Annotated in this window: 21 protein-coding genes; 9 read left to right on the forward strand and 12 right to left on the reverse strand. The window is 41.1% G+C overall.

Features of this window, described 5'->3' with window-relative positions; translation table 11 throughout:
* Positions 1-10 precede the first annotated feature (10 nt).
* The 6 genes from AABK40_RS19700 to AABK40_RS19725 all read right to left on the reverse strand — a co-directional run bounded on the left by AABK40_RS19700 (position 11) and on the right by AABK40_RS19725 (position 6,705).
* Positions 11-538 carry a dTDP-4-dehydrorhamnose 3,5-epimerase family protein gene (locus tag AABK40_RS19700; protein ID WP_338398862.1) on the reverse strand — a complete coding sequence of 176 codons (528 nt, stop codon included), beginning with the start codon at positions 536-538 and terminating at the stop codon, positions 11-13.
* Positions 525-1,085 carry a dTDP-4-dehydrorhamnose 3,5-epimerase family protein gene (locus tag AABK40_RS19705; RefSeq protein WP_332921825.1) on the reverse strand — a complete coding sequence of 187 codons (561 nt, stop codon included), beginning with the start codon at positions 1,083-1,085 and terminating at the stop codon, positions 525-527. Before AABK40_RS19705 ends, AABK40_RS19700 begins: the two co-directional genes overlap by 14 nt.
* Positions 1,057-2,187 carry a CDP-glucose 4,6-dehydratase gene (rfbG, locus tag AABK40_RS19710; RefSeq protein WP_338398863.1) on the reverse strand — a complete coding sequence of 377 codons (1,131 nt, stop codon included), beginning with the start codon at positions 2,185-2,187 and terminating at the stop codon, positions 1,057-1,059. Before rfbG ends, AABK40_RS19705 begins: the two co-directional genes overlap by 29 nt.
* Before the next feature lie 103 nt (positions 2,188-2,290).
* Positions 2,291-3,679, reverse strand: a complete 1,389-nt coding sequence (locus tag AABK40_RS19715; protein ID WP_338398864.1) for an exopolysaccharide biosynthesis polyprenyl glycosylphosphotransferase — start codon at positions 3,677-3,679, stop codon at positions 2,291-2,293.
* 169 nt (positions 3,680-3,848) lie between these two features.
* Positions 3,849-5,369 (reverse strand): hypothetical protein, encoded by a 1,521-nt coding sequence (locus tag AABK40_RS19720; RefSeq protein WP_338398865.1) that lies wholly within the window; start codon positions 5,367-5,369, stop codon positions 3,849-3,851.
* A gap of 550 nt (positions 5,370-5,919) precedes the next feature.
* Positions 5,920-6,705, reverse strand: a complete 786-nt coding sequence (locus AABK40_RS19725) for a hypothetical protein (RefSeq protein WP_338398866.1) — start codon at positions 6,703-6,705, stop codon at positions 5,920-5,922.
* Positions 6,706-7,073: 368 nt separating this feature from the next.
* Between AABK40_RS19725 and AABK40_RS19730 the strand changes: the two genes are divergently transcribed.
* Entirely contained in the window at positions 7,074-8,216 is a 1,143-nt protein-coding gene (locus AABK40_RS19730; protein ID WP_338398867.1) for an META domain-containing protein, read from the forward strand.
* Between the two features lie 132 nt (positions 8,217-8,348).
* Here AABK40_RS19730 and AABK40_RS19735 read toward each other — a convergent pair whose 3' ends face one another.
* Entirely contained in the window at positions 8,349-8,939 is a 591-nt protein-coding gene (locus AABK40_RS19735) for a hypothetical protein (RefSeq protein ID WP_332921819.1), read from the reverse strand.
* Positions 8,940-9,069: 130 nt separating this feature from the next.
* On the opposite strand from AABK40_RS19735, the gene AABK40_RS19740 reads away from it, so the two are divergent.
* Both AABK40_RS19740 and AABK40_RS19745 read left to right on the forward strand, forming a co-directional pair.
* The gene (locus AABK40_RS19740) at positions 9,070-10,371 is read left to right on the forward strand and encodes an L-cysteine desulfidase family protein (protein WP_338398868.1); all 1,302 of its coding nucleotides are present in this window, start codon (positions 9,070-9,072) and stop codon (positions 10,369-10,371) included.
* Positions 10,372-10,552: 181 nt separating this feature from the next.
* Positions 10,553-11,299, forward strand: coding sequence for a hypothetical protein (locus AABK40_RS19745; protein ID WP_332921817.1), 747 nt, complete (start codon positions 10,553-10,555; stop codon positions 11,297-11,299).
* Positions 11,300-11,354: 55 nt separating this feature from the next.
* On the opposite strand, the gene AABK40_RS19750 is transcribed toward AABK40_RS19745, so the two are convergent.
* Positions 11,355-11,828 (reverse strand): TspO/MBR family protein, encoded by a 474-nt coding sequence (locus tag AABK40_RS19750; protein ID WP_332921816.1) that lies wholly within the window; start codon positions 11,826-11,828, stop codon positions 11,355-11,357.
* Positions 11,829-11,856: 28 nt separating this feature from the next.
* On the reverse strand, positions 11,857-12,756 hold the full coding sequence (locus tag AABK40_RS19755) for an alpha/beta hydrolase (RefSeq protein WP_338398869.1): 900 nt from the start codon (positions 12,754-12,756) through the stop codon (positions 11,857-11,859).
* Positions 12,757-12,886: 130 nt separating this feature from the next.
* Here AABK40_RS19755 and AABK40_RS19760 point away from each other — a divergent pair, with 130 nt between their 5' ends.
* Both AABK40_RS19760 and AABK40_RS19765 read left to right on the forward strand, forming a co-directional pair.
* A complete protein-coding gene (locus AABK40_RS19760; RefSeq protein ID WP_332921814.1) occupies positions 12,887-13,069 on the forward strand; it encodes a hypothetical protein in 183 nt (60 codons plus the stop codon).
* A 128-nt stretch (positions 13,070-13,197) separates the two neighbouring features.
* Positions 13,198-13,926 carry a CatA-like O-acetyltransferase gene (locus AABK40_RS19765; protein ID WP_332921813.1) on the forward strand — a complete coding sequence of 243 codons (729 nt, stop codon included), beginning with the start codon at positions 13,198-13,200 and terminating at the stop codon, positions 13,924-13,926.
* 38 nt (positions 13,927-13,964) lie between these two features.
* On the opposite strand, the gene AABK40_RS19770 is transcribed toward AABK40_RS19765, so the two are convergent.
* Positions 13,965-15,290 (reverse strand): DUF2254 domain-containing protein, encoded by a 1,326-nt coding sequence (locus AABK40_RS19770; protein WP_338398870.1) that lies wholly within the window; start codon positions 15,288-15,290, stop codon positions 13,965-13,967.
* A gap of 184 nt (positions 15,291-15,474) precedes the next feature.
* Here AABK40_RS19770 and AABK40_RS19775 point away from each other — a divergent pair, with 184 nt between their 5' ends.
* Positions 15,475-17,019 carry a hypothetical protein gene (locus AABK40_RS19775; RefSeq protein ID WP_338398871.1) on the forward strand — a complete coding sequence of 515 codons (1,545 nt, stop codon included), beginning with the start codon at positions 15,475-15,477 and terminating at the stop codon, positions 17,017-17,019.
* 118 nt (positions 17,020-17,137) lie between these two features.
* Here the strand turns inward: AABK40_RS19775 and AABK40_RS19780 are convergent, their stop codons facing one another.
* Both AABK40_RS19780 and AABK40_RS19785 read right to left on the reverse strand, forming a co-directional pair.
* Positions 17,138-18,103: an ROK family protein gene (locus tag AABK40_RS19780; RefSeq protein WP_338398872.1), complete on the reverse strand. Its 966-nt coding sequence runs from the start codon at positions 18,101-18,103 to the stop codon at positions 17,138-17,140.
* A gap of 274 nt (positions 18,104-18,377) precedes the next feature.
* Positions 18,378-21,722: a methylmalonyl-CoA mutase family protein gene (locus tag AABK40_RS19785; RefSeq protein ID WP_338398873.1), complete on the reverse strand. Its 3,345-nt coding sequence runs from the start codon at positions 21,720-21,722 to the stop codon at positions 18,378-18,380.
* A gap of 153 nt (positions 21,723-21,875) precedes the next feature.
* Here AABK40_RS19785 and AABK40_RS19790 point away from each other — a divergent pair, with 153 nt between their 5' ends.
* The 3 genes from AABK40_RS19790 (at position 21,876) to AABK40_RS19800 (ending at position 25,029) form a co-directional block, all read left to right on the forward strand.
* Positions 21,876-22,781 carry an aldo/keto reductase gene (locus tag AABK40_RS19790; RefSeq protein WP_338398874.1) on the forward strand — a complete coding sequence of 302 codons (906 nt, stop codon included), beginning with the start codon at positions 21,876-21,878 and terminating at the stop codon, positions 22,779-22,781.
* Between the two features lie 274 nt (positions 22,782-23,055).
* Positions 23,056-23,562, forward strand: coding sequence for an HNH endonuclease (locus AABK40_RS19795; protein WP_332921807.1), 507 nt, complete (start codon positions 23,056-23,058; stop codon positions 23,560-23,562).
* A gap of 111 nt (positions 23,563-23,673) precedes the next feature.
* Positions 23,674-25,029 carry a pyridoxal-phosphate dependent enzyme gene (locus tag AABK40_RS19800; protein WP_338399077.1) on the forward strand — a complete coding sequence of 452 codons (1,356 nt, stop codon included), beginning with the start codon at positions 23,674-23,676 and terminating at the stop codon, positions 25,027-25,029.
* Positions 25,030-25,061: the final 32 nt, after the last annotated feature.

The raw sequence follows: 25,061 nt of genomic DNA on the forward strand, positions 1-25,061 counted from the left end.
TCGGTACAGGTTAAAATGGGCTCTTAAAAGTTTCAAGGGGTAAAAAGGATTTGTCGCGTACGGAAAGTAAGTCGGCATCAATTCCTCCCCAGTCAAAACCCAACGAGTCCAGATGTACGCCGCCTTCATGCTGTGCTGAATAGGCAGCCGTACAGTGATACAGCACTGTCGCATGCTCAGATAAGGTCTTGAATCCGTGAGCAAACCCTACTGGAATATACAAACAATTGGCATTTTCCGAGGATAAAACCGTAGAAAATACCTCCCCATAGGTGGGTTGATCCTTCCGTAAATCAACAATCACATCAAGAATTTCCCCATAAACGCAGGTAACCAATTTAGCTTGGGCATATTCCCCAGACTGAAAGTGCATTCCACGAATAACGCCTTTTGCACTTGTCGAATAAAAGGACTCTACCATAGGAATCACCTCCTCAGCTGAGTCGGCAGAAAAATACTTTACAAAGCGCCCACGATGATCCCCCTGATTTACGCGTGGAGAAATTAAACGGTAAGTTTCAGTCTCAGGAAGGATCATTTAATATGTATTGAAAAGGTGATTCAAAATTTTGAAGCGCAGGCTGATTTTGATCTTTCTCGGAAACCGACAGCGCCAGCTTGGGCCACTCCACATCAATCGAACTCCATAGCAATCCAGCGTCGCCTTCGGCACTGTATTCGTGGCTCGACATGCAAGTGAATAAGGTATTGTCTTCCAAGGCCACAAAACCATGTGCAAAGCCTTCAGGGACATACAAAAGCTTGGGTGCTTGAGCATCTAAAATGGTACTGTAACTGTGTCCATAAGTATCACTTCCCACACGGATATCAACCACAACATCAAACAATGACCCTTGAATACAGCCCACAATTTTACTGTGCTGAAAGGGGGGGGACTGAAAATGAAGCCCTCTCAAAACCCCTTTGTGAGATTCTGAAACATAGATTTCATTAAAGTGAGCATTAATACCAATGGCATCGAAATTTGGGCGATGAAAAAGCTTCACCAATTTACCTCGCTCATCCGCAAAAGCAGGTATTTTAATTTCAAAACAATCATTCAGCGGGGTGGGCAGGCGTTCCATATTGGTTTATTTGTTTTTTGTAGTTCTGATAAAAAGAATATTGATAATCAAGAATCTGCTCTTTACACAAGATAAGTGTATCAGATTTCTGATAATTTTTATACCATGACACGGTCCGTTTGACCGTTTCATCAAAGTCCCAGACCGGGAGCCAATTCAGTAAATGAAACGCTTTATCAATGGTTAGATTAAGTAAATTTGCTTCATGTGGCGCATCTCCTTCAAAACCATTGATCCACACGCCAGTTCCCCATTGGCTTACAATATTATCGACAAGCTCTCCTACTGATCTGTTGGAGGCTATCGAAGGGCCAAAATTAAACGCCCCAGTTAGTCGATCAACATTCGTCTCTTGGGTCAGTAATTTGATTCCCAATAAAAGGTAACCACCGAGCGGCTCTAAAACGTGTTGCCAGGGTCGGGTGGCATAAGGGTTTCTGACTAAAATTTCCTGATCACCAGCCAATGCCGCTATGCAGTCGGGTACAATTCGATCTTTGGCCCAATCTCCGCCGCCGATCACATTCCCTGCACGCACAGAGGCTAACTTGACCCGCGCACCATTGTCGCCCGAAAAATATGATTTATTATAAGAATCAATCAGCAATTCGCAGCAACCTTTGGAGGAAGAATAAGGGTCATGCCCTCCCATGGCATCGTTCTCACGGTAACCCCAGATCCATTCTTTATTGTCATAACTTTTGTCTGTTGTTACACAAATCACCGTCAATTCGCGATCAAGGTGCCTGACACATTCCAAAACATTCAGGGTCCCCATGACATTGACTTCATAGGTTTCCTTGGGCTGATCATAACTGTAACGCACTAAAGGTTGAGCTGCAAGATGAAAAATAATTTCAGGCTCAACGGATCGAATGTAATTATTGAGTTGCTCAAAATTGCGCACATCTCCTTCAAAGTGATGAATTTGAGTCGATAAGTCGGTAACATTGAACAGCGACTGTTCCTCAGCAGCTAAAGCATAGCCGAATACCTCAGCACCAAGGTGCTTAAGCCAAATACTCAACCAGCTTCCTTTGAAACCTGTATGCCCTGTGACTAACACACGACGTCCCTTAAATTTTTCTAAAATATTACTCACCGCTTCATTTTTTAGGTTGACAAACAGATGACTACTTAATGAAATAACCTTGCATTAGGTCAAAGGTTGTACTGAATATGGTAAAAGTTCAAAATTTTCATGTTTAATAAGCATTCTTTTCCCCACGTATCATATTGTACACCGTCAGAAAAATGATCTTCACATCAAGGCCTAAGGTCCAATTCTCCATATATTCAACATCGTACTGAACACGTTTCTCCATGGCGCCATCAGCTCGTGTTTCCCCTCTAAAACCATTAATTTGTGCATAACCTGTAATGCCTGGGGTTACCATATGACGTTCGGAATAGGACCTGATCGTCTTCCCAAACTCTTCAAGTTGAATAACCATATTTGGCCGAGGACCAACCACCGACATATCACCGAAAAGTACATTAAAAAATTGTGGCAGTTCATCAATACTCGTTTTTCGCATAATGGCACCAAAACGGGTAATCCGTGGGTCATTTTTGGAGGCTTGCAACGCCCCTACATTATTTACCCGCATGGTTCGAAATTTATAACATTTGAACAGCTTATTTTTCTTACCCGGTCGCAACTGCTTAAAGAAAATAGGACCAGGTGACTCCAGCTTGATAATCAAAGCAATGATGGGCAGAATAAAAGGAAAGATAAAGAATATGACAAAAGAGGAAAACACAATGTCAAATATTCGTTTTGCCAATACATTTGAATAATTTGACAGGGGCAAAGGCCTTTTCAGTACAATATCTACCCCTCCAAAATTAACAACCTCCTTCACTTTTCGGTCCAAGAGCACAGACATTTTAGTGGACATCCCCAAATGAATACAATTACGATCACAATTTTCCGAAAATTCATGCCATTCCTTCATCGAGTGGGTCTCAATCGGTGCTGTAATATAAATCATATCGATAGCCCCAGAGTCCAGCTTGCTCTTCAAAGCTTCAAAATTCCCTAAAAATTCCATGGAATCAGGAGCCCGATCCGCTTGTCCGTAAATACCTGAAAATTTATACCCGAGGTCCTGATTTTTAATAAAATACTGTCGAAGGTTACGCATATCCTCATTCACGCCATAAACCACCACATTGAAATGCTCTTGTGCCTTATGACTGAAATTCTCCAAAACAAAGAAAAAGACAATGCGAACACTTGAAGTGAACAAGAGGGTCAAAACAGCAGCGAAAAAAATGAAACTATAAGAAAAGGCCAGGTTATCGTAAAGCGATACAATACCAATTACGGCTATGATATGCATGATAAAGCCGTACAGATTCATCAAAAGAATTTCCTTGAGGTCGGTGTCCCATTGCAGTCGTGCTATATGCGAAAAGAAAGAAGAAACAACCCATCCAATACTGTAGAATAAAAAAAAAGACAAATAGTAGTCTTCAATCTCATTGGTTTTAAAAGTCAGCAAATAAGCTATTTGCAGCGAGCTAAATACAAAAACCAGATCAATGGCCGTTAAAAAAACCAACCAAAATTTATTAAATCTTACTTTCATCGAGGCTCTGTTGAGTTAAGTGATGTTATATATTTTGATAACTTACTTTATAAAGACGGGTTACTCCCTACCGATCAATATCATATCAACACCCTCATTTTATGAAGAACCCAAAATTTTGGGCATAAAAAAAGGAGACCGAAGCCTCCTGTTTCATCATTGTTAAAGATCAATTACAGCCCATATCTACCCCCTTCATGGTTAGATTAACCTCCTGATCTGTTTTCAGTAGGTCAATTCCATCTGTTGCACCACAAATATTTACATTCTCAAAAGAAATATGCAAAGTAGGGGCCCCAGATTTAGGGTGAATATCAAAAAGCGTTTTCATACCTCCAGCCTTGAAAGTAACATCCTTCAGGTCGAAATCATCACACACCTTTCCTTCCCCAAAGAGAATTCCATTTCGTGCTCCCTGAAATGTTCCGCCAGAAATATGAACCGTTCTGATCGGATCGCGAAACTGAAAATAAGGTACCGAATTATTATTACAGTTTACCTCCGCATTCTCGATCACCAGCTGATCACCTCCAATACCATCATACTTATCCCAAGTACCACCCTGCTGAGTGTACTCCCCAATAAAAAATGGTGCATTATAGGCACCGCTTCTAAAGCTCACCTTCGGATTAATGATTCGGTTATTGTCACTTCTAATCAGAAAACCCCCATTACCTTCTTTCACTGTACAATTGATCCAGTCAATACCTGAAGCCGCCCCGTGGGTACTAAATCCCGCCTTCCAGTCATTATCAGCAACACAATCCTTAATCACAATATTGCGGGTAACGGGCACATAACCATAACCAGAAACCTCAAAGGAGTGCTTGTTATTGTAGCCATAACAATTGAGCAATTCTCCATCCTCAGCCCCTGAGAGATAGAAACCATAACCGTGTGGGTTATTCGAAGAATGATCGTGCAAAATTCCTTCTGCCCGAAGGTTCTGATATACGAAACCGTAAACGTGAGAAATTCTAAATCCTTGCCAGCACTTTTCCGTCGGATCCTTCAAGTCAATATTTTTATAAAAAACATTAGTGGCATTTTCAATAAATAGACTGATGGAGCTATTTCTTACCTCAAAAGTCAGATTTTCCACCCCAACATTATTAATCATATTATAAGTATAGACCCTAATGTTAGTGGTATAAGTATCTTTCAGCCCAGACTGCAATACTAGGCTACTTCCTTCCACGCGCTCAACAATCACACTTTCACCCTTCCGGTAATACTGACGAAGGCCACAATACATATCATCAGAAGTAATTAAAACACGATCTCCAGGATTTACCCATGGACTCAAGTCTTTTTTTATATCTATTTTTTTTGCCCCCTTTTGAATCGTTGCAGAAAATTTATTTCGCTCAGATCGACTCCCCTGGAACTTTAAACCAGTGCCAGCGGTGGTTACAATCTTGGTGGTGCCCTTTCCTTTTCCCTGTAAAATGTTAGCGCCTCCGTTGATGGTTCCATCGCAAGAAAAATTGCCAGAAGAAAGTTCCACCGTTTTTCCTTCCTTTAAAGCATTATTGATTTCCACCTGATCCTTCTGTCCGTTACACTGATACTTCGCTGCCGCCTTTTCCGCAGCAGTAGCATCCTTTGCGGCGACTTTAATCACCTGACCACTTGCCTGATAAGAAACCAGGGAGAGGATCATCAATAAGTTCAAAAATAATAATTTCATAGGTTTTAATGATTGAATTCTAAATAGTTAAGTCATTAAAGGCACAAAATAAGTGCCTTATTAAAGCCTGCCTATCACATTCAACAAATCACTATACACATTCGCAATAAAGGACAAGTAAAATTTTAAATGTCAGGCTTTTATATTGAACAGGTATGACAGCATTTAAGAAGCGGAATTTTTCAGAAAATATTACATCAGTCTCAAATTCTTGAGAAACTGTAATTATGTATGCTGAATTGCATTTAAGGAACTGTTCACCAAACCTTTAAACTCAGACCGAAGAAAAACGATCATTAAAACTTTCAGCATCAGTGGTAATAACCATTCCACTATGCGAGGAGATAGGTGGCGTAATCTGGAAAAAAATCACATAAAAAAAAGGCGATATATATGCTATGCATACATTCGCCTTTCAACCCAACATCAACCTATGCTAAAGTATAACCAATAAACATGCCAATGTAATTAAATACACCTCAGCGAGTTACAGGGCTATTAAATATTTCAACAGCCCCCCACATTGGGAGTTAATTTCTATCTTTGGGAATTAGGATTCACTCTGCCCTGCCCCCTGATACTTGAAGGATACATAAATTTGTGCCGCAAAATCTTCAAAGCGTTTTTGATCATTAGCATGCAAACGTGCAAAGTCTTTTCGCATTTTATCTTCCATTTTACTGAAGTAATCCAGGAATGTAGAAAGATGGTTACTTACCTCAAAACTTTCCAGAGTTAAGAACACCTCTTCATTAGGTGCGCTATACTGACGCATAGTTTGCCAGTTTTTCTCCAAAATTCCTTTGGTGAAAATCACACCCATGTAAGTATTGAAGTTATAATCTACTTGTTGCTGAGTTTTGAAATCGTTAAACGCCGTTTTCAAATCCTCCTCCTTGGTCAAAATCAATTCCAATAGATTGCTGAACACCAAAGTCAGTTGGCTTGGCGTAAAGTTATACTCCAAACCGTCGGCTTCGGCTTCCGATTGCCCCATCAAGTAATCCAGTTGAGGTGTGCTGGCCGCCTCTTTCAAGCTTAAGCCTTCCACTTTCATGCGGGCACTTTCATACATATAAAGTAAAAACTCATAGAAACCTTCGTGGTCCAATGCATTTTTACCCGTTTTCAGTGCATAATCGACATAGATCAAATTTAGCTTGTCTTCCTGCTGACGCCAAAAATCAATAAACCCTACCAACTCAGGGAAAAGGTCATAAACTTTCGGTACCTGCTCCAGCGCCTTCTGAAGTTCATCTGCATTTTCGAATCCCTCCAGATTGAAGTGCTCCTGAAGTGCTTCCAGTAAATATTTCTTTTCTACTTTAATATCCATATCTGTATCGGCTCAATAATTTAATCTGCAAAGATACAATTAAATACCTGCCCGCCAAAAATGGAAAGAGCCACTTAAAAGCAGCTCCTTCACGATCTATTTGGAAAACAAATTGGGGTCTTATTCTGGAGAAAACCTCCAAGAAATGATGAAAAGAGATTCGTATGAATTTAACCTTTCAATTGTAACAGTGCTTTTACGGCATAAAAACCGCAATCAAAAGTCAGATAAAAATCACCGTTGGGATTTTTACTTATTTGACATCAAAAAACCTCCTCACATTGCCTTTTCATTAATTTTAGGCATATCATATTAGCGTTGTTTAACTATTTTTTCATAGTTTTGACAGCATTATAAAATTAAGATACATGCGTCTAATAATAAACTATATATTCCTGATGATTTTCAGCATCCAGCTAATTGGTTGCCATACTGCCCAAAGGGATCAGTCCGAAAATCAGGAACAACAAACGACCATTTCGGAAATTGATCAGTATTGCGATTCAATACGCGGCTTAGAAGGGGTGAATAAAGGTGCGATAACGCGTCGAGGCTATTTAATGGAGTATAAAGGCTGGATTATCGAGCCCATTACCTATTTTAACAATAGCTATCAGCCATTTCATGTGGTTGTCAATAATTATGGCCCAAATTTCAACCTTAGAGAAGACTATTTTTATAAGGATAATATGTTGATTAAGGTTGATCAGCAAGAAGTTGATGAAACGGACGAACTGATGCTGAATCGGAACCGACGATATTACAGAAACAAAAATAATATTGCTTACCTCACTAAGCAGGCTGCAACCCTGTATGAATTAAATCAAAAAGAATTTCAGCCTCAGGAAATAGAAAATGCCTACTTTATGGCCGACAGCCTGAAAGTGAAAAACTATATCTTGGCTTCTGAACTTAGAAAACCCTTTCAGGGCAAGCTACTCAGCATCACCAATAACGAAGACAGTACGGCAAGCTTAGTACTTGACCTTTCCAATAATTTTTTAGCGACTTTTGTCTTATCAGATGAAGATTTTAAAAAATGGGCACCAATGGAAACGGAGTTGCAGGGAAAGGATGTTATTGTTCGTTTTGAAAAAACGATGGTAAACAACCTGCCCGTGATGATCTTTAAAGATTTGGAGCTCACAGAAAAACCCAACGCAAGACTTACCAACACACGGTGGGTACTGAGTGAAATGCAAAATTGGGACATCCGCGCCAAGGATCATTCCAACCATAAAGACTTACAAATTACCCTTAACCATGCTCAAAAAACCTTTTTTGGGGATTTTTCAAATGGCACGTTTATGGGTAAATTTCAGAGAACAAAACATAACATCCAATTCTCGATCACTGAAATGGATTTTTCTGCTGGAGTAAAAACAGACCTCGATACACAATTTGAGCAATCGCTGCTTAAAACCACTAATTTCCAAATTGATGGAGATGAACTCACCCTTTTCGATGCCCATACTCAACTCATGAAACTGTCTGCTTTGTACCTCTATTGATAGAGAAAAAGACAATCTCAGCCCGATCGCCTTTAGTTTTGCTATTTTTCAAATATTAGCATGAATCATTTGTAAATTACTCTTTGATACTTCCGCAGAGCGAAAAAGCAGACCTCTCGAATATATCTGCAATTAATTTAACGTGTTGGAATAAGTAGCTTTTACAGTAATATCCACAAATTGAATCAGATCCTTATTCGCTTCAATCGTTTCTTTTAAATTCCAAGACCGGTCTACCCTTGAAGGCATAGGAAAAGCACGAATTCGAGTGGTTACCTCACCTTCCCCATCGACAATATCCTCCATTATCATTCGATACTCCACAGGGCTTTGTAAATCAAGTCGAACTAAACGATCCTCAACTTCCTGAGAATATACCCCAAGAAACTGACGTGCCCCATCTTGACAAACCAAGTAGACCTCATTATTTTCATCAAAATGAAGATAGGTCTCCGAAGAATTACACGGCGAAAACAACATCAGGAGGCTATTTTCCAAATAATCGGAAGCATCTTCACCCTTGGTTAACTGTTTAGAATTCCCATCTACCTCAATTTTAAAATCTTCATTAAAAACCCCTGAAGAAAATTGGTAGTAGCCTGCTGAAAATTCAAAATCTGAAGGCATTGCCGTTGCTTCATCATCATCTTTCTGGCAGGACACTATACAAAAGAGTGTCACAATAAAGCCTAATAGCAACAATTTTCGATTCTGAATTATCATATTTTATTACATTGTTTTTTTACCTACTTATTAAATGTAAATTTGAGTACAGTGTTTTTTTAAACATGGCAACGTAATTTTTTTTTGACCAAATGATGATGTTCTTACATCAAAACCCCCATTCAACTAAATGACAACAACAGAACATAAAATAGATAACGGGCAAATCATTGACCTTATTCAACACGATGTTGAACTGGCCCTTGGCTGTACTGAACCCATTGCGGTGGCTTTGGCAGTGGTAAAAGCCAAAGAAATCTTGGGGCTAACTCCTGAAAGTGTGCAACTGAAAGTGAGTGGGAACATGTACAAAAATGCCATGAGTGTAGGGATTCCCAATACGAAACACAAGGGAATGCTTATTGCGGCTGCCTTGGGCGTTTTTTCAGGTAAAAGTAGCTATCTTTTAGAGGTGCTGAAAGACGTGAATCACGAAATTATCGAGGAGGCACAAACTTACGTGGAGCAGGGCAAGGTCGAGGTAAAAGTGATTGAGAATGTAGACAAGCTTTACGTTGAAGCCGTTGTTTTTGCAGAGGGAGAAACCGCAAACGCAGTCATTGAAACGCGCCACACAGAGTTCAGTGCCTATTCAAAAAATGGTGACATCATGTTTGAAAGGCCTGAAGCTAAACATGCGCACATTTTATCGGATGGCAGCGTTGAAGGGCTTTCAATCGCCAGGATTTACGAATTAGGACAAACGGCCAAGTTTGAAGAAATTAAATTTATCCTTGATACCGTCAAGTACAACAAACGGGTATCTGAAGAAGGACTGAAAAATAATTATGGCCTTCAGGTAGGCAAAAGATTGCTGTCCACTTTTGACAAGGAAGGACTCACCGCCGATTTAGCAACCAGAGCCGCCGCACGTGCTGCAGCAGGTTCCGATGCGCGCATGGCGGGTTGTGGTCTACCGGTCATGACCAATTCAGGGTCAGGAAATCAGGGCATCACTGTAACACTCCCCGTTCTTGAAATGGCGGAAACGATAAATGCAACAGAGGAGCAGCTGGCACGGGCATTAATTGTGGCACATGCTATTCCTATTCATATTAAAAAACGCATCGGCCCATTATCAGCCCTATGTGGTATTTTACCCGCATCAATTGGCGCAGGAGCAGGCGTTGCTTTCCTGAAAAATGGTGGATTGGAGGCGATCGAAAATGTGGTGAAATACATGGTGGCCAACTTGTCGGGCATGATTTGCGATGGTGCGAAACCATCATGCGCATTAAAAATAGGCTCCAGTATTCAGGCGGCAATGCAAGCGGTCAATTTTTCAGTAGACGATCCTATCCAGCCTTTTGCGGACGGCATTGTACATGAAGACGTTGAAATCACGATCAAAAATCTTGCACAGCTTGGTGTCAAAGGGCTTGAAAAAGTGGATCCTATGATGCTTGAAGTATTGAATGATAAATGTGATTAAGATAAAGAATTTTACGGTGTAGGGCTTTTAATTCGGTATAGAATTTGAGCCTCACTATAAAATGATTAATTTTGAAACCTGATTAAAATTTAACTTACACAATTTGGCTTTTTAGTTTATTTTATTGTGAAATTTTGAATATAATTCATAAGAAATGATTCTTTTTAAATTATTATTTGCCTTGATAGCACCCTATCAAGAAATTGTAGTTGCAGACCAAGGCCCTGTATACACAGAAACCAATTTAAGCCATTTTATTGTAGAGCCGCTAAACACGATTACGGCCATCATTTTTATTGGAATTGCGATCTATTGGCTCACCAAAGTGGGTGGTAATTTTAAGCGATATGCCTTCATGATGGTCATCACGGTATTGCTGTTAATTGGTGGGGTTGGCGGCACGCTATACCATGCCTTCAGATCATCTTGGTATTACATGATGATGGATTACCTGCCAATTTTGATCATCGGATTTTTTGGCGCGATGTACCTCATGTACAAGCTATTCCACAGCTGGAAAATCCCTTTACTTATTGGTGTTGGGGTATCTGTTATTGAGTACTTTGTCAATAACCATATCGCCGATCCGTTATCGACAAACTTATCCTATTTAACAATGGCTATTTTTGTGATCCTGCCGTTATTCGCTTTTTTACGAAGAACGCATTTTTATCAGGTGAAAATGGTCTTGTTCGGCTTGGCATCGTTTTGTTGTGCAATTGGAATGCGCTTTTTGGACCCCAATCCAGAGCGTTATTTTGAGCCTGTAGGCTTACACTTCTTATGGCACACCTTCGGGGCTTTTGCCTGCTTCTTCCTGTTCCGTTATTTCTATAAAATTAATGATGTAGATCTGATTCCAGGAAAAAAATGGGAAAAATGGAAACGCATTTCAGCAAAATATAAAAAACAACAACTTGTAAAGTAACAAGTAATGAAAGCAACCTATTTTTATGGGTTGCTTTTTTTTGCCCAATAACCTTTTAAGTCTGCTTTTCCATCACCTGCATTAAAGAATAGGCGTTTAGCGAGCAGGCAATTAGCAACCAAATAAAGTAGGGAAGGATAAGCAAAGCGACCGCCCCCATGGTATTGGCAGCCAGCCATAACATCACCCCAACGGTTACGGAGAGCAGTACAATGTCGAGTAGAGCAAATCCAAGCCAGTGAAACTCGAAGAACAGTGGGTTCCATGCCACATTCAATATCCATTGAACCGTAAAAAGGATGATAAAGGCCGTTCGCATTGTTGGATGAGCCATTGCCCGACTCATGAATATCGCTAAAAGGACCATAATTGTTGACCAAGCGACACCAAACATCCAGGAAGGAGGAGTCCAGGGAGCCTTTGGAAGCCGTGCGTACCAATCAGAGGCCACACCTGCCGCAGTAAACTGACCACCAATGCCCAAGGCCATAAAATTAATGATCAGAAAAAATATTATTCGAACCCACATAAGGATTTTATTATTGAGATTTTAACGCTTAATTCAGGGTAGTATTCAACCAGTTTGTCAACTGATTTTCCCATTGGAGATTAATATTACGATGCCCTAACCCGAAGCCGTGTGCAATAGTTTTATCAATACCATATAATATACACAATTGATTGGAAACATTGTAATCTGATAGTCCCTGCGCATACCTCCTACTGTTCTCTGCCACAACCACAGGATCAGCCGCCGCATGCACTAAAAAAGTCGGTGGGTAATCTGCATGAATACATTTTTCCGCAGAAAAGGCAGTATCCTCGGATTCCCCCTGCCAGCTTTGTTTACTGCCCTGATGTGCAAGCCCTTCCTCAAAACTAAGCACAGGATAAAATAAAATGTTGAACTGAATCGGTATTGTTTCTGACCACTGACTATTCAAAACGCTGCAAAGATGCCCGCCTGCGGAGAAGCCACAAGTGCCGATCTGCTGTCGATTGATATGGTATTGCTCCGCATGCTTGTAAAGATAGGTTACGGCACGTTTACAGGCCGCTATTGTTGATCGTCCATAATCACCATCAGGCAGAGGATAAAGGCAAACAACTGCAATAAACCCACGCTGTTGAAACCATAAGGCCGCCTGCCGCCCTTCCTTTTCTACGGCAAGATGCTTGTATCCGCCTCCAGGGAAGATAATAACCGCAGGTTTCAGCCGTTCAGAATCCCGACTTGGGGCGCCATAGATCAGCAGTTTTAGTTTAGGGTTGACCTTCAATACATTTGGCTTGAGGAACCTTTCACGCCAGTCGAATACAGTTTCATAACCCTCCGCATTTTCTGCGATTACCGTTGGCCCGCTACAAGCAGAAAAAGTCATCGAGACACTGAAGATGAGCAAAAAAAATCGATCAGCAGGAGTGAAAAAGTGACGAATAACAGGTTTTAAAGACATCTTTAGATAAAAAAAGGAAAAGTCGGTGTGCTTACATGGCATATTTTATTTCCTTAAATACCGTATTTTAATCAAGATCTGTTCTATATTTGTCCAAAATTCAACATTTACAACTAAAATTTAATTCCAGATGAAAAGCTATCGTGAAATCATAGTTTTACTTGTGATCAGCAGCCCCTTGGCGTTCATGTGGACTTACCTCTCTTACGCCCACAAATCACCAATCTCGCAAGTCATGATTTTTATTGGACTCACCATTTTAATAATGGCCGTCTTTAGTCCTTTCAAATCTTTGATTGACCTGCTGAAATAACCCAGAAACAACTTAACCTACACTCAACTCTTATCGCCACTTTCTATCAATTTAATTATTGTTCAGAAGTGGCAAATGCCTTCAATTTTCGACAACTTTGCGCTTAGTATTTAACACGATCTTCTCTCATGTCGCAAACTTTACAAGAAATTTCCCTATCGGAGGTCATTGAGTTATTCGATGGCAAAAAAATTAATCCTGACGAACTGAGTTCCTACGAAAATTGGGCGATGGATTTTTTCCATAAAGAGGAAAACGTTCGAGAGCCATATCTTCAAATGACGCTGCAACTCGATATTTCTGCGGCATATGATGTTTACCAAAGATTATACAAACAGCTTCCTGATGCCACCTTTACGGCTTATCTGATGTGGAATTTAAGTCAGACCTGCAATAATCACCCAGCGTTTTTATACCGAAAAATAGGTAATGATTGGTACCAATTTAAGAAGCTACCCATTTTTTGCCCCATTGCCGTAGGAGGAAATGCTCGTTTTACAGAAATATTATTGGAAAACAGTCAGGAGCAATCGTTGGCGGCATTTTTTGTCCATTATAAACAATCCTTGCAGGCTGTCGCTGACCGTAAACAGTTTATCCCCATAGCGCCATTGGTTTGGTCTGTTGCACTGTTTATCGGCAACTTACCCAACCTTCAATTTACTGGTTTTACCTTGCACACCCCAACCAAAAAATCTGGTCGCCCCTATTTTTATTTTGGTAAGAGATATGAATCAGAAGGAAAAAAATGGATACCAATGCTCCTTACCTTCGATCATTCCAATCTCGACCCTTTCGTGATTTCTCCATTTATAGCCGAATTCGAGGCGCGTATAGCGAGTGATCAATATTTATAATCGATCCATAGACGGTACTAAGCCACAAAATAGCCCAGTCAGGAAAAATGATGATGACCTTTCACCTGTTGATAATGGGCTATTCTTTTCCTGAAATCCTCCAAATCTTTCTGCTCTACAAGAGAACGCTCCCCAGCACTTTGAATCACCCCGAGGTATTCATCCACGGCCTGTGCCTGTTCTTTTTCAATGACCATTTCCCGCAAACCTGTCAGGCGCTCCGCCATTCTGATCAGAATCGCTGGATTGCCCTCCGCACATTCACGAATAATATCAAAAGCTGCATGCAAAATAGCGTCGAAACGATGCGCCTTGGCCAAGACTCTCGGCTCCTGATTACAGTCAAGCATATAGGGGGCATCAAAAGGCAACTGTGCTAAATTTCTCAGATGAGCCGTCAGGTAATCAATACAGGAAATGGCAGTGAACGGGTCATTAATCCCCGGGGACAAAGCCCTGGCGGCAATTTCTACCAGCTGATGAATGGCATATTCAGGATCCTGGGTGTTGGTTCGCTCCTCGCCATATACCATCGCCTTATCAAAAACGGCCAATTTGCCCGTATCGACAGGCGCAATAAGTTGCAGTTCCGCTATTGTCGTACCCTCAATAATAAAATCGCCACCCTTATAATGCAGCCTGATCATGCCATCGAGTTGTTGCACCGAATTGCAAAGGTGGTCATAATCTACTGCCTGCAAATAACCACTCTGCCGTGCAGTAATATGAATTGAAGTATGATATTTTTGCGCACAGGCTTTTTGAAATTTCGCATGCTCATCCTTTCGCCATAAGGAATTCCCATCTTTAGGAAACATCAGCTGAATATTTCTACTCAAATTCAGGTAAATATCTGCCACCACACGATCTGCGCGAATGCTCTCAGCGATATGATGAATGAAGATCACCAATAGAATAATATTTCCGAAGGCCAGAAAAACAGCGAACAGAACAGAGAAATTTGGAACGAACGTAAAAGGATCTTTAGCCCGAACAGTCCGAAGAATAATCAGGCAATATAAATAAGTGGAAATGTAAGTTCCCAAAACCACCTGATTGAGCCGATCGTGCATAAAATTCCGCAATAATCGCGAACCAAACTGACTCGATGCCAAAGTAAGGGCCACCAGCGTAATCGAGAAAACAGTTCCTGCAAGCCCAATCATGGCGCTGGAAACAATGCTCAGGACCGTTCTGGAGGCATCTGCATTACCACTGAAAAAATACTCGAAAGGGCCTGTTGGCTGAATTTCCACAGCATAGTCGATCAAAAGCAACAGACAGGCAAAACCGATTCCTATAATAATAATGATGATAGGAACAAGCCAAAAACTTCCCTGCATCAGGCCCCAAATATATTTCAACTTTGCTTTTAAAAACATCTCTCCCGCATCTCCTATTGGTTGAATTCAATAACCAAACCCGCTACCGATGGTTCAGTTGCTCAAAAAAATTAACCGAAAATCAGTCTTTAAGGCCCATTAAAATGAACCGCAAACTAAATGCCCCTTCTTTGGTTCTATCACTGAATCAATCATTCCGAACGACATGAAGCAACGCTATTCTGGACTATGCATTTTTTTGCTTAGCTTTTTTTATATCGCTTATTCACCTCAGGCATTTTCGCAAGGTAAAGTAGTGGTTGCCGCACAAAATGCTTCCCCGCAGGAAAAGAAGAGTGCGCAATTTATTTGCGATGGCAATAATGACCAGGAGGAAATTATGCAAGCCATGAAATCTGGGAAGGTCGTGGAACTTTCTTCGGGGGATTTTTACTGCCTCGAAACGATTATTGGCCAGAATAATATCCTGCAAGGAAAAGGCAAGCAGAAGACAAAAATTCATTTTACCAATGTAGAGCAAGGGGTTGTATTGGGTGGCAAACGAAGCTTGATGAGCCTTGGAAAAATCAAATTATCCAAAGGAGGAAAAACGATCAATTCTTCAAAAAATTTAGCCCAATGGATCAACCCGGGAGATCGTGTATTAATTACCTCAAGTGATGATTACAATGGCCTTCGCAGCTATTATAAAAAAGGAGAGAGTGTTATCATTTCATCTGTCAGTGGAAACAGCTGTACAATTAAAGGAGGTCTAAAAGATGACTATAATAAGAAAGTCTCTTTAACTTATTATGAACTGGCTGATCATGTGGGCATCCAAAACCTTTCCGTAGAAATGAAAAATGGATCGGTCTGTCTATATATAAAAAATGCAACCAATGCTTTTTACAAAAATGTCGCATTAAAGGATGTTACAGAAAAAGCAAAACAAGGATTTCGCATCTCTCATGTATATGGCTTTACGTATGAGAATTTAGAGGCAGAAGGCATTTTACAGGGACATGAAAAGAAACTCCCACATGGCTATGGTTTTTACATCTCTGGCGCTGAAAATGGGGAGATTAGCAACTGCCACGGAAAAAACAACAAACATTCTTTTGAAATTTCAGGCTATGGCGCCAGTCCCGTTACGCGCAATATTATTGTTAAAAATTGTAGCTCGACCAATGACTGGAAAGCGGGATTTAGTACCCACGGTGCTGCCTCTGGTATTCAGTGGCTGAACTGTACCGTAAAAAACGGTAACGGCGGTTTTTTACTTCGGAGCGACCATAATCAAATTATCAATCCCGTCATCGATCTACGTCCAGATGCTTTCAATGCTGCCTTTTTCTTTGGTGAATATACACAACAAGGAGGCGTTTGGGATAAATTCGACGGCATTGGTGGTAACAATCTCCAAATAAAAAATGCGCAGGTCAATTGTAACAATAGTCCGACTCCCTATTTTACTTTCAGAGACCCTATCAGGCATTTTCACCTCGAGGGAGGAGAGTTTAAAGGATCACCGGTATCGATTCTCACCACTGAGGGGAACATTTGCCACGATTTTCTAATCAAAAACGTCACATTTCACGCCAATAGGATGCGTACTTTATTCAATATTTATCCGGGAGACGGAGATGATGTTGTTCAGTTAACTTTTGAAAATGTAACCATTTGCGGGGCGGGAAAAGATATTCAATTGGTGAACACAGAAAATGATATTGAGCTCGATGTAAAGAACATCAACATGGACTGTAAACAATAACTGCCAGCCGATTGATTCATCACCTGAGCGGAATAGTGCCTTGATGTGGGCTGAAAAAAGAACATAAAAAAAGTGCGCCTCCAAGAAGCGCACTTTCATCAAATCAAGGATTTGAATATTATTTAGAAAGCTCTTTCCATACCAATGAAGACGCTCCCAAAACCGCAGCATCAGCACCAGGAAGTTCTGATGGCTTAATCGCTACTTTGTTTTTAAAGATCTCCAGCATATTTGCCTCCATGTATTCTTTCGTTGGCTTGATCAACAAGTCTCCTGCATTGGCCAAACCGCCAAAAAGGATAAACGCCTCAGGGCTTGAGAAAGTCGTGAAATCAGCCAATGCCTTGCCTAATTTTTCCGCAGTAAAACGGAAACACTCATTTGCTAATGCATCACCTTCAATGGCATACTTATAGATCAACTTTGAAGTCAATTTTTCAGTGTTTACCACCTCGCGCAAAACTGATGGCTTATTCGACTTCCCTAAAAGTTCATAGGCAGTACGCACCAAACCAGTAGCCGAACAATAAGTTTCCAAACAGCCCAAACGACCACAACCACACTCACGGCCACCGTTCTCTACACAAACGTGTCCAAGCTCTCCAGCAAAACCATCATGTCCGTAAACTAAATCACCGTTGATCACAACGCCTGAACCCAGACCCGTTCCCAAGGTAATCATGATATAGTTTTTCAATCCTTTGGCACATCCATAAATCGATTCTCCAAGCGCTGCAGCATTCGCATCGTTTGTCAATTTAATTACAGGATAATTGAATCGCTCAGAAAGCAACTTCGTCAATTCAACAACACCTTTCCATCTCAAATTAGGAGCAAACTCAATTGTTCCATTGTAGTAATTACCATTAGGCGCTCCGAGACCAATCCCCTGAATATCCAATTCAACATCTGTAGAAGCGATAATTCGCTCAATTTCAGCGGCCAAATCATCAATGTACAAGTTGATATCACTATGTCTATCAGTAGGAATATTCCCGCGTGTTAGCACAGTTCCTACCTCATCAACAATTCCAATAGCGGAGTTCGTTCCCCCAATGTCAATACCGATTGCTACCTTTTTCATACTTGTATAAAAAATCGTTTATTTTATGTGTAATAGATCAAATATAAGGCCGAAACCAAATGAAGCTTTGGCAATTTACCTGAATATAATAAGGTGTGAAAATTGGTCATTTTCCAGCCCATTTACTCAACAAGTACGTCAAATATTTTGATGATTTAAATCATCAAAAATCACGCCAAAACTTCCACATGCAAGTAAGTGATATTCGCAGAAAAAAACAGCATTTTTTGATAAAAATTAATTTAAAAAGGCCTTTTTGGCTAAATTTTGAAATTTACATATTTCTGCGGTACTGCCCCCCGACCTCATAAAGTGCTGCTGTTATTTGTCCTAAGCTACAGAATTTAACGGTTTCCATCAATTGATTGAACATATTTTCACCAGCAATGGCAGCCGCTTTTAAACGCTCGAGCTGTTGCTCACTTTCCCCAGACATGGCTTTTTGAAAATCATTCAGCATATTTATCTGATAGCGTTTTTCATCTGCTGTCGCTCGAATGACTTCTCCAGGAGTTTCAATTGGCGAACCTGTTGAAGAAAGAAAAGTATTGACTCCAATTAACGGTAGAGACCCATCGGCTTTCTTTTGCTCATAATGCATACTTTCCTCCTGAATCTTAGAACGTTGGTACATGGTTTCCATCGCGCCCAGCACACCGCCACGATCTGTCAGACGGTCAAATTCAGCTAAAACGGCCTCTTCGACCAAATCTGTGAGCGCCTCAATGATAAACGCGCCCTGCAGCGGATTTTCATTTTTTGCTAAGCCAAGCTCTTTATTAATCACCAGCTGAATCGCCATTGCCCGACGCACCGATTCCTCCGTTGGAGTTGTAATCGCCTCATCGTACGCATTGGTGTGTAGGCTATTACAATTATCATAAATCGCATATAGTGCCTGCAAGGTTGTGCGGATATCATTGAAAGCAATATCCTGCGCATGAAGCGACCGACCCGAGGTCTGAATATGATATTTCAGTTTCTGCGCTCGGCTGTTTGCATGGTATTTATATTTCATCGCCTTGGCCCAAATTCTACGCGCCACACGTCCGATCACTGCATATTCGGGATCAATACCATTGCTGAAAAAGAACGACAGATTAGGGACGAAATCATCCACCTTCAGCCCCCGTGCCAAATAATATTCGACATAGGTAAAACCGTTAGCAAGCGTAAAGGCCAACTGCGTAATTGGGTTGGCCCCTGCTTCGGCAATATGGTAACCAGATATTGAAACGGAATAGAAATTATTAATTTGGTGCGCTGTAAAATATAACTGCATATCCCCCATCAGTCGCAATGAGAAATCTGTCGAAAATATACAGGTATTTTGCGCCTGATCTTCCTTCAAAATATCCGCCTGAACTGTCCCCCTCACCTGAGACAACGTTTCGTCCCTGATTTGTCGGTATATCTCCTCGGGTAAAACATCGGAACCAGATACCCCTAACAAAAACGTCCCCAATCCGTCGTTTCCACTCGGAAGCGGTCCCTGATACGTCGGCTTTTTCTGTCCTCTGCGCTTAAAAATATCGTCCATTTTTTGTCGCACTTCAAGCTCCAATCCATGCTGATGAATGTATTTCTCACAATTCTGATCAATTGCAGCATTCATAAAAAAGGCTGTTATCACTGCGGCAGGGCCATTAATAGTCATCGACACCGACGTCTTAGGGTCTGATAAATCAAAACCAGCATACAGTTTTTTGGCATCGTCAAGACAACAAACAGAAACCCCAGAATTCCCCACTTTTCCATATATATCAGGTCTTTCTGCTGGGTCTGAGCCATATAGTGTAACGGAGTCAAAAGCGGTTGACAAGCGTTTGGCGGGTAAACCTGCACTAACATAATGAAAACGCCGATTGGTACGCTCAGGTCCCCCCTCACCAGCAAACATCCTCGTGGGATCCTCCCCTTCTCGCTTAAAAGGAAACACCCCCGCTGTATAAGGAAATCGACCAGGCAAATTCTCCTGACGCAACCACCGTAATCGATCACCAAATCCCTGATATGTCGGCATCAGTACTTTGGGCAACTTCGTGCCCGACAATGATAGGGTATAATTACTGACTTTAATCTTTTTGTTTCTAACCTGATATTCAACCTCTTCCCGACTATACTCCTCTGCTAACGCCTCCCAGGTAGACAATTCAGCCCAGTTCTCATGGTCCATTTTTTGTCGCAACTCGGCTATTTTTGTTTCAATCGTTGACAAATCAGGGAGCATTTCTTTCGTCATTTCCAGTGCCTGAACCTGCTGTGCTGTTTCACTGTCGCGTGCCACTTTGGTATTATAGTTTCTGATAACTTCTGCTATCTCAGACAAGTAACGGACGCGTGCAGGAGGAATAATTTCATTGCGACGTTTTATGGACCCCTCTTCCGAGACAGAATAGGTACGATGATAGTTTTGCGACAATTTATGGACAATCTGCTGATAAGTATGCTCGACGCCCTGCCCATTGAAATGAGAAGCGACGGTCATAAAAACGGGTAGTTGCTCGTCGGGCGTCTCCCAATCCTGATGGTTTCTTCGGTATTGTTTGCGCAAATCTCGAAGCGCATCTTCAGCACCTCTTTTGTCGGCCTTATTCAGTACGATAAAGTCCGCAAAATCAAGCATATCTATTTTCTCTAACTGACTCGCTGCTCCATATTCTGGCGTCATGACATAGACCGTATGATCAGCAATATCCACCATTTCCGAGCTTGATTGACCAATACCCGAGCTTTCCAAAATGATGAAATCATAAGCCGCCACTTTTAGAATGTTCACCGCGTCCCTAATATGTCCACTTAACGCAACATTTTCAGCGCGAGTAGCCATGGATCGAAGGTAAACCTGCTCATTATGAATACAATTCATTCTTATTCGATCGCCAAGCAGCGCCCCTCCTGTTCGCCTTCTACTGGGATCAACAGAAATAATCCCAATCATTTTGTCAGGATAATCCCTAATCAGTCGTCGTATAAGTTCATCTGTAACGGTAGATTTTCCCGCCCCACCTGTTCCGGTTATCCCAAGTACAGGAATATTCGTTGATTCCGCTTGTTTATATAGCTCTTTAAGCGACAAATCATGGACAGAAATTTCATTTTCCACGGCAGAAATTGCTTTTGCGACTAAATAGGGATTCTTTGCCGACAGATCATGGACGGAAATTTCATTTTCACCACGCGGAAAATCCGCCTTACGCACCAGATCATTGATCATGCCCTGCAAGCCCATTTTTCTGCCATCATCTGGAGAATAAATTTTCTTGATGCCGTATTGGTGTAGCTCAGTAATTTCATCGGGCAGAATAGTCCCTCCGCCACCACCAAAAATCAGAATATCCGCCGCTCCCTTTTCCGAAAGCAGGTCATACATATACTTAAAAAATTCCAAATGCCCCCCCTGATAGGAAGTAATGGCAATGGCCTGTGCATCCTCCTGAATGGCACAGTCAACAATCTCATTTACAGAACGATTATGACCAAGATGGATCACTTCTACCCCTGCATGTTGCATCAGCCGACGCATAATATTAATCGCAGCATCGTGCCCATCAAACAAGGAGGCAGCAGTAACAATACGTACAAAATTTTTAGGCTGATAAGGCTTCTCGGCTTTCATATAAGGGCTATTTTGGGTTCACTTCTAATATAAATTGATCATTTTCTGATCAAGTCGCAAACGTTAGAATAATTAATCTGCCCATTAAATTCAAAAATGATTTGATTCTGTTATCTTGCGCGACAAATTAGGGAGTACAACTATCTTTACAATATGAATACTGATCGTAACAATAAGCTACCCGCTCTTTTCTCCCCTGTAATTGCAGGAACCATGACATGGGGAAAGTGGGGTGCACAATTTAATACCAAGGAATATCTTGCCCTTATAGAGGCCTGTTTAGAAAATGGCATTGATACTTTTGACCATGCTGATATTTATGGAAATTACTCCACTGAACAGGAATTTGGGAAGGCCTTGGCGGATCACAGCAGCCTGAGATCTTCCATGAAGATTATTACAAAATGTGGTATTTGCATGCCTTGCGACGCTCGTCCAGCTTTTACTACAAAACATTATGATTACAGCGCAAAACATATTCGTTCCTCCGTTGAACAATCGCTGACGAATTTTAATACGGATTACCTTGATTTTTTACTTCTTCACCGACCAAGCCCCTTAGTGGACACCTCGGTTGTTGCAGAAGTTTTTGACGAACTCAAGCAAGAAGGTAAAGTGCTCCACTTTGGAGTTTCCAATTTTACACCCAGCCAATTTGAGCATCTTAATAGTCTTACACCGCTGTCCACCAACCAGGTAGAGTGCAATTTACTAAAGCCTGATGCATTTACAGACGGGACCTTTGATCAAGCCCGACAAAAAGGCTACCAGCCAACCATCTGGTCTCCTTTAGGCGGAGGGAAATTATTCAAAGCGGAAAAAGGCGAACGAGAAAACAGGATCATTGACGCTGCTCAGCCCATCATGGAAAAATATGGTGTGCAACTCGATCAGCTACTGTTGATTTGGTTATGTCAGCATCCTGCACTACCTGTACCCGTGCTTGGAACAACAAAAATACAGCGATTGAAAGACGCCCTTGAAGGATTGCAACATCAATTGACGACCCAGGAATGGTTCGTATTGTATGAGGCATATCTTGGCGAAGAAATTCCTTGATCGCATTAGGGACATCATAAAAGGTAGGCCATGATCAGTGAATATTCCATTTGCGGATAAACTAATTTTAATGGCTTACCTTTACTGATTACTGCATTTTTACATTATGAACCCACCCCAGTGGCTGGAGGATATAAACCATTTCGGGCATCCTCAATGCATACCGAATTATAAAATACTGGTGCTCAAATCATTAAAAGTTACATAAGTACCAAAAATTAAAACAAAATGGCTAAATTTTATATATACTTATCAAACGGAGCCATTTTGATTTATGAAGAATTTACAAAAACACGCCCTTCTACTCAATGCTGATTACAGTGCTTTAGCAGTATGTGACAGTTACAAGGCCTTTTTATTGGTATATTTGAATAAAGCTGAATTAGTCAATCAGGCTGAAGGAGAATATCTGCGCACCATTAACCATCGCTATCCGCTGCCGTCCATCATCAAGCTGAAAAATTATGTTAATGTCCCATTTCAGAAAGTGATTCTTTCTAAGCCCAATATATTCAAAAGGGACAATCATCAGTGTGTTTACTGTGACGAAACCAAGGACCTCACCCTTGACCACCTCATTCCTCGTTCGAAAGGCGGACCTTCCACCTGGAAAAACCTCGTAACAGCCTGTAAAAGATGCAATGCAAAAAAAGGAGATAGGAGCATTGAACAAGCCAATATGACTTTGCGCCATCAACCCTTTAGGCCCTCTTTTCTATTGATGCTTAAAAATACCATCAAGACCAATAAAAGCTGGCGCCAGTATCTTCAGTCCTCCTAAAATAAATCTGTAAGGTTTTCGGCTATTTTTATGGTTTTATCGTTCAATTAAATGATCAAACCCAAAAAAATAAAGCCCAACAGCATGGTAAATGATTGCCCTAAACTTCTAATGGATAGCCTTGACCTGATTGGTAAAACGCCAATGGTGAAGGTAAATCGTATAGACACAGGCGTTTGTGATTTATACCTGAAAATGGAATCGCTCAACCCCGGTGGGTCTATAAAAGATCGAATTGGTTTGTCGATGATCATTGATGCCGAAGAAAAGGGCTATTTAAAACCTGGAGGAACCATTGTAGAAGCCACTGCTGGAAATACGGGCATTGGCTTGGCATTGGTCGCCGCTGTAAAAGGATACGAATTAATTTTGGTGATTCCTGATAAAATGAGTCAGGAGAAAGTGCAGCACCTGCGTGCAATGGGCACTAAAATTATTATCACAAGATCTGATGTAAACAAAGGTCATCCAGCATATTACCAAGATTTAGCTAAAAAAATTGCCCAAGAAACCCCCAACGCCTATTATATCAATCAGTTTGAAAATAGCGCCAACCCTAAAGCACACTACACCACTACAGGTCCTGAAATTGCCGAGCAACTGCAAGGCAAGGTAGATGCGATTGTCGTAGGTGTAGGCTCTTCGGGAACGGTTACGGGCTTGAGCAAATATTTTAAAGCACACTATCCAGCGACTGAAATTATCCTTGCAGACCCAAAAGGCAGCATCATGGCGGACTTTATCAATAAAGGAAAGTTTGATCAGGCAGGCTCTTGGGTGGTCGAAGGAATCGGGGAGGATTTTGTTCCTGACATCGGTGATTTTTCGGCCGTAAGTGAAGCGATTACTGTCGATGATGAAACAAGCCTGAACACTGCACGGGAACTTCTTCGCAAGGAAGGTTTATTGGGTGGTTCTTCATCAGGAACACTCCTTGCAGCTGCCATCGCTTACTGTAAAGCGCAAACTTCACCCAAAAATGTCGTTACGTTTGTCTGCGACACAGGCAACAAATATCTGTCTAAGATGTACAATGATTTTTGGATGAAAGACCGTGGTTTTATCCGACAGGAACAATTCGGCGATTTAAGAGACCTCCTTTCTCGAAGGTATGACCTGGGGGAAGTGGTTACCTTAAAAAAGGAAGATACCGTGGATATGGCCTTGAATAACATGAAGCTGTATGAAATATCTCAACTTCCAATCATGGATCAGGATAAGATTATCGGTATAGTGGATGAGTCCGATCTTTTGGTGGCATTAAACGATCAACAACTGAACTTTAATCATCCTGTGAGTAACTGTATGACTTCCGATCTGAAACTCATTAACAAAGAAGCAAGCCTAAGTGAGTTACAATCATTGCTAAAACAGGGATTAACGGCAATACTGATCGATCAGGGTAAATTTCTTGGATTAATTACCCCGATTGATTTGCTAAATTACATGAGAAAAACATTAAAATAACCTATATTGCTTACAAAATTTGAACATCAATC

Source organism: Persicobacter psychrovividus, assembly GCF_036492425.1.
Lineage (GTDB): Bacteria > Bacteroidota > Bacteroidia > Cytophagales > Cyclobacteriaceae > Persicobacter > Persicobacter psychrovividus.

Bases quoted from the DNA above. Each gene is read 5' to 3' on its own strand.
- AABK40_RS19715 (WP_338398864.1), bottom strand. From the start codon at position 3,679: ATGAAAGTAAGATTTAATAAATTTTGGTTGGTTTTTTTAACGGCCATT.
- AABK40_RS19740 (WP_338398868.1), top strand. From the start codon at position 9,070: ATGACAACAACAGAACATAAAATAGATAACGGGCAAATCATTGACCTT.
- AABK40_RS19785 (WP_338398873.1), bottom strand. From the start codon at position 21,722: ATGAAAGCCGAGAAGCCTTATCAGCCTAAAAATTTTGTACGTATTGTT.
- AABK40_RS19725 (WP_338398866.1), bottom strand. From the start codon at position 6,705: ATGGATATTAAAGTAGAAAAGAAATATTTACTGGAAGCACTTCAGGAG.
- AABK40_RS19705 (WP_332921825.1), bottom strand. From the start codon at position 1,085: ATGGAACGCCTGCCCACCCCGCTGAATGATTGTTTTGAAATTAAAATA.
- AABK40_RS19735 (WP_332921819.1), bottom strand. From the start codon at position 8,939: ATGATAATTCAGAATCGAAAATTGTTGCTATTAGGCTTTATTGTGACA.
- AABK40_RS19700 (WP_338398862.1), bottom strand. From the start codon at position 538: ATGATCCTTCCTGAGACTGAAACTTACCGTTTAATTTCTCCACGCGTA.
- AABK40_RS19750 (WP_332921816.1), bottom strand. From the start codon at position 11,828: ATGTGGGTTCGAATAATATTTTTTCTGATCATTAATTTTATGGCCTTG.
- AABK40_RS19765 (WP_332921813.1), top strand. From the start codon at position 13,198: ATGTCGCAAACTTTACAAGAAATTTCCCTATCGGAGGTCATTGAGTTA.
- AABK40_RS19795 (WP_332921807.1), top strand. From the start codon at position 23,056: ATGAAGAATTTACAAAAACACGCCCTTCTACTCAATGCTGATTACAGT.
- AABK40_RS19775 (WP_338398871.1), top strand. From the start codon at position 15,475: ATGAAGCAACGCTATTCTGGACTATGCATTTTTTTGCTTAGCTTTTTT.
- AABK40_RS19760 (WP_332921814.1), top strand. From the start codon at position 12,887: ATGAAAAGCTATCGTGAAATCATAGTTTTACTTGTGATCAGCAGCCCC.
- AABK40_RS19800 (WP_338399077.1), top strand. From the start codon at position 23,674: ATGGATAGCCTTGACCTGATTGGTAAAACGCCAATGGTGAAGGTAAAT.
- AABK40_RS19790 (WP_338398874.1), top strand. From the start codon at position 21,876: ATGAATACTGATCGTAACAATAAGCTACCCGCTCTTTTCTCCCCTGTA.
- AABK40_RS19730 (WP_338398867.1), top strand. From the start codon at position 7,074: ATGCGTCTAATAATAAACTATATATTCCTGATGATTTTCAGCATCCAG.
- AABK40_RS19720 (WP_338398865.1), bottom strand. From the start codon at position 5,369: ATGAAATTATTATTTTTGAACTTATTGATGATCCTCTCCCTGGTTTCT.
- AABK40_RS19755 (WP_338398869.1), bottom strand. From the start codon at position 12,756: ATGTCTTTAAAACCTGTTATTCGTCACTTTTTCACTCCTGCTGATCGA.
- AABK40_RS19780 (WP_338398872.1), bottom strand. From the start codon at position 18,103: ATGAAAAAGGTAGCAATCGGTATTGACATTGGGGGAACGAACTCCGCT.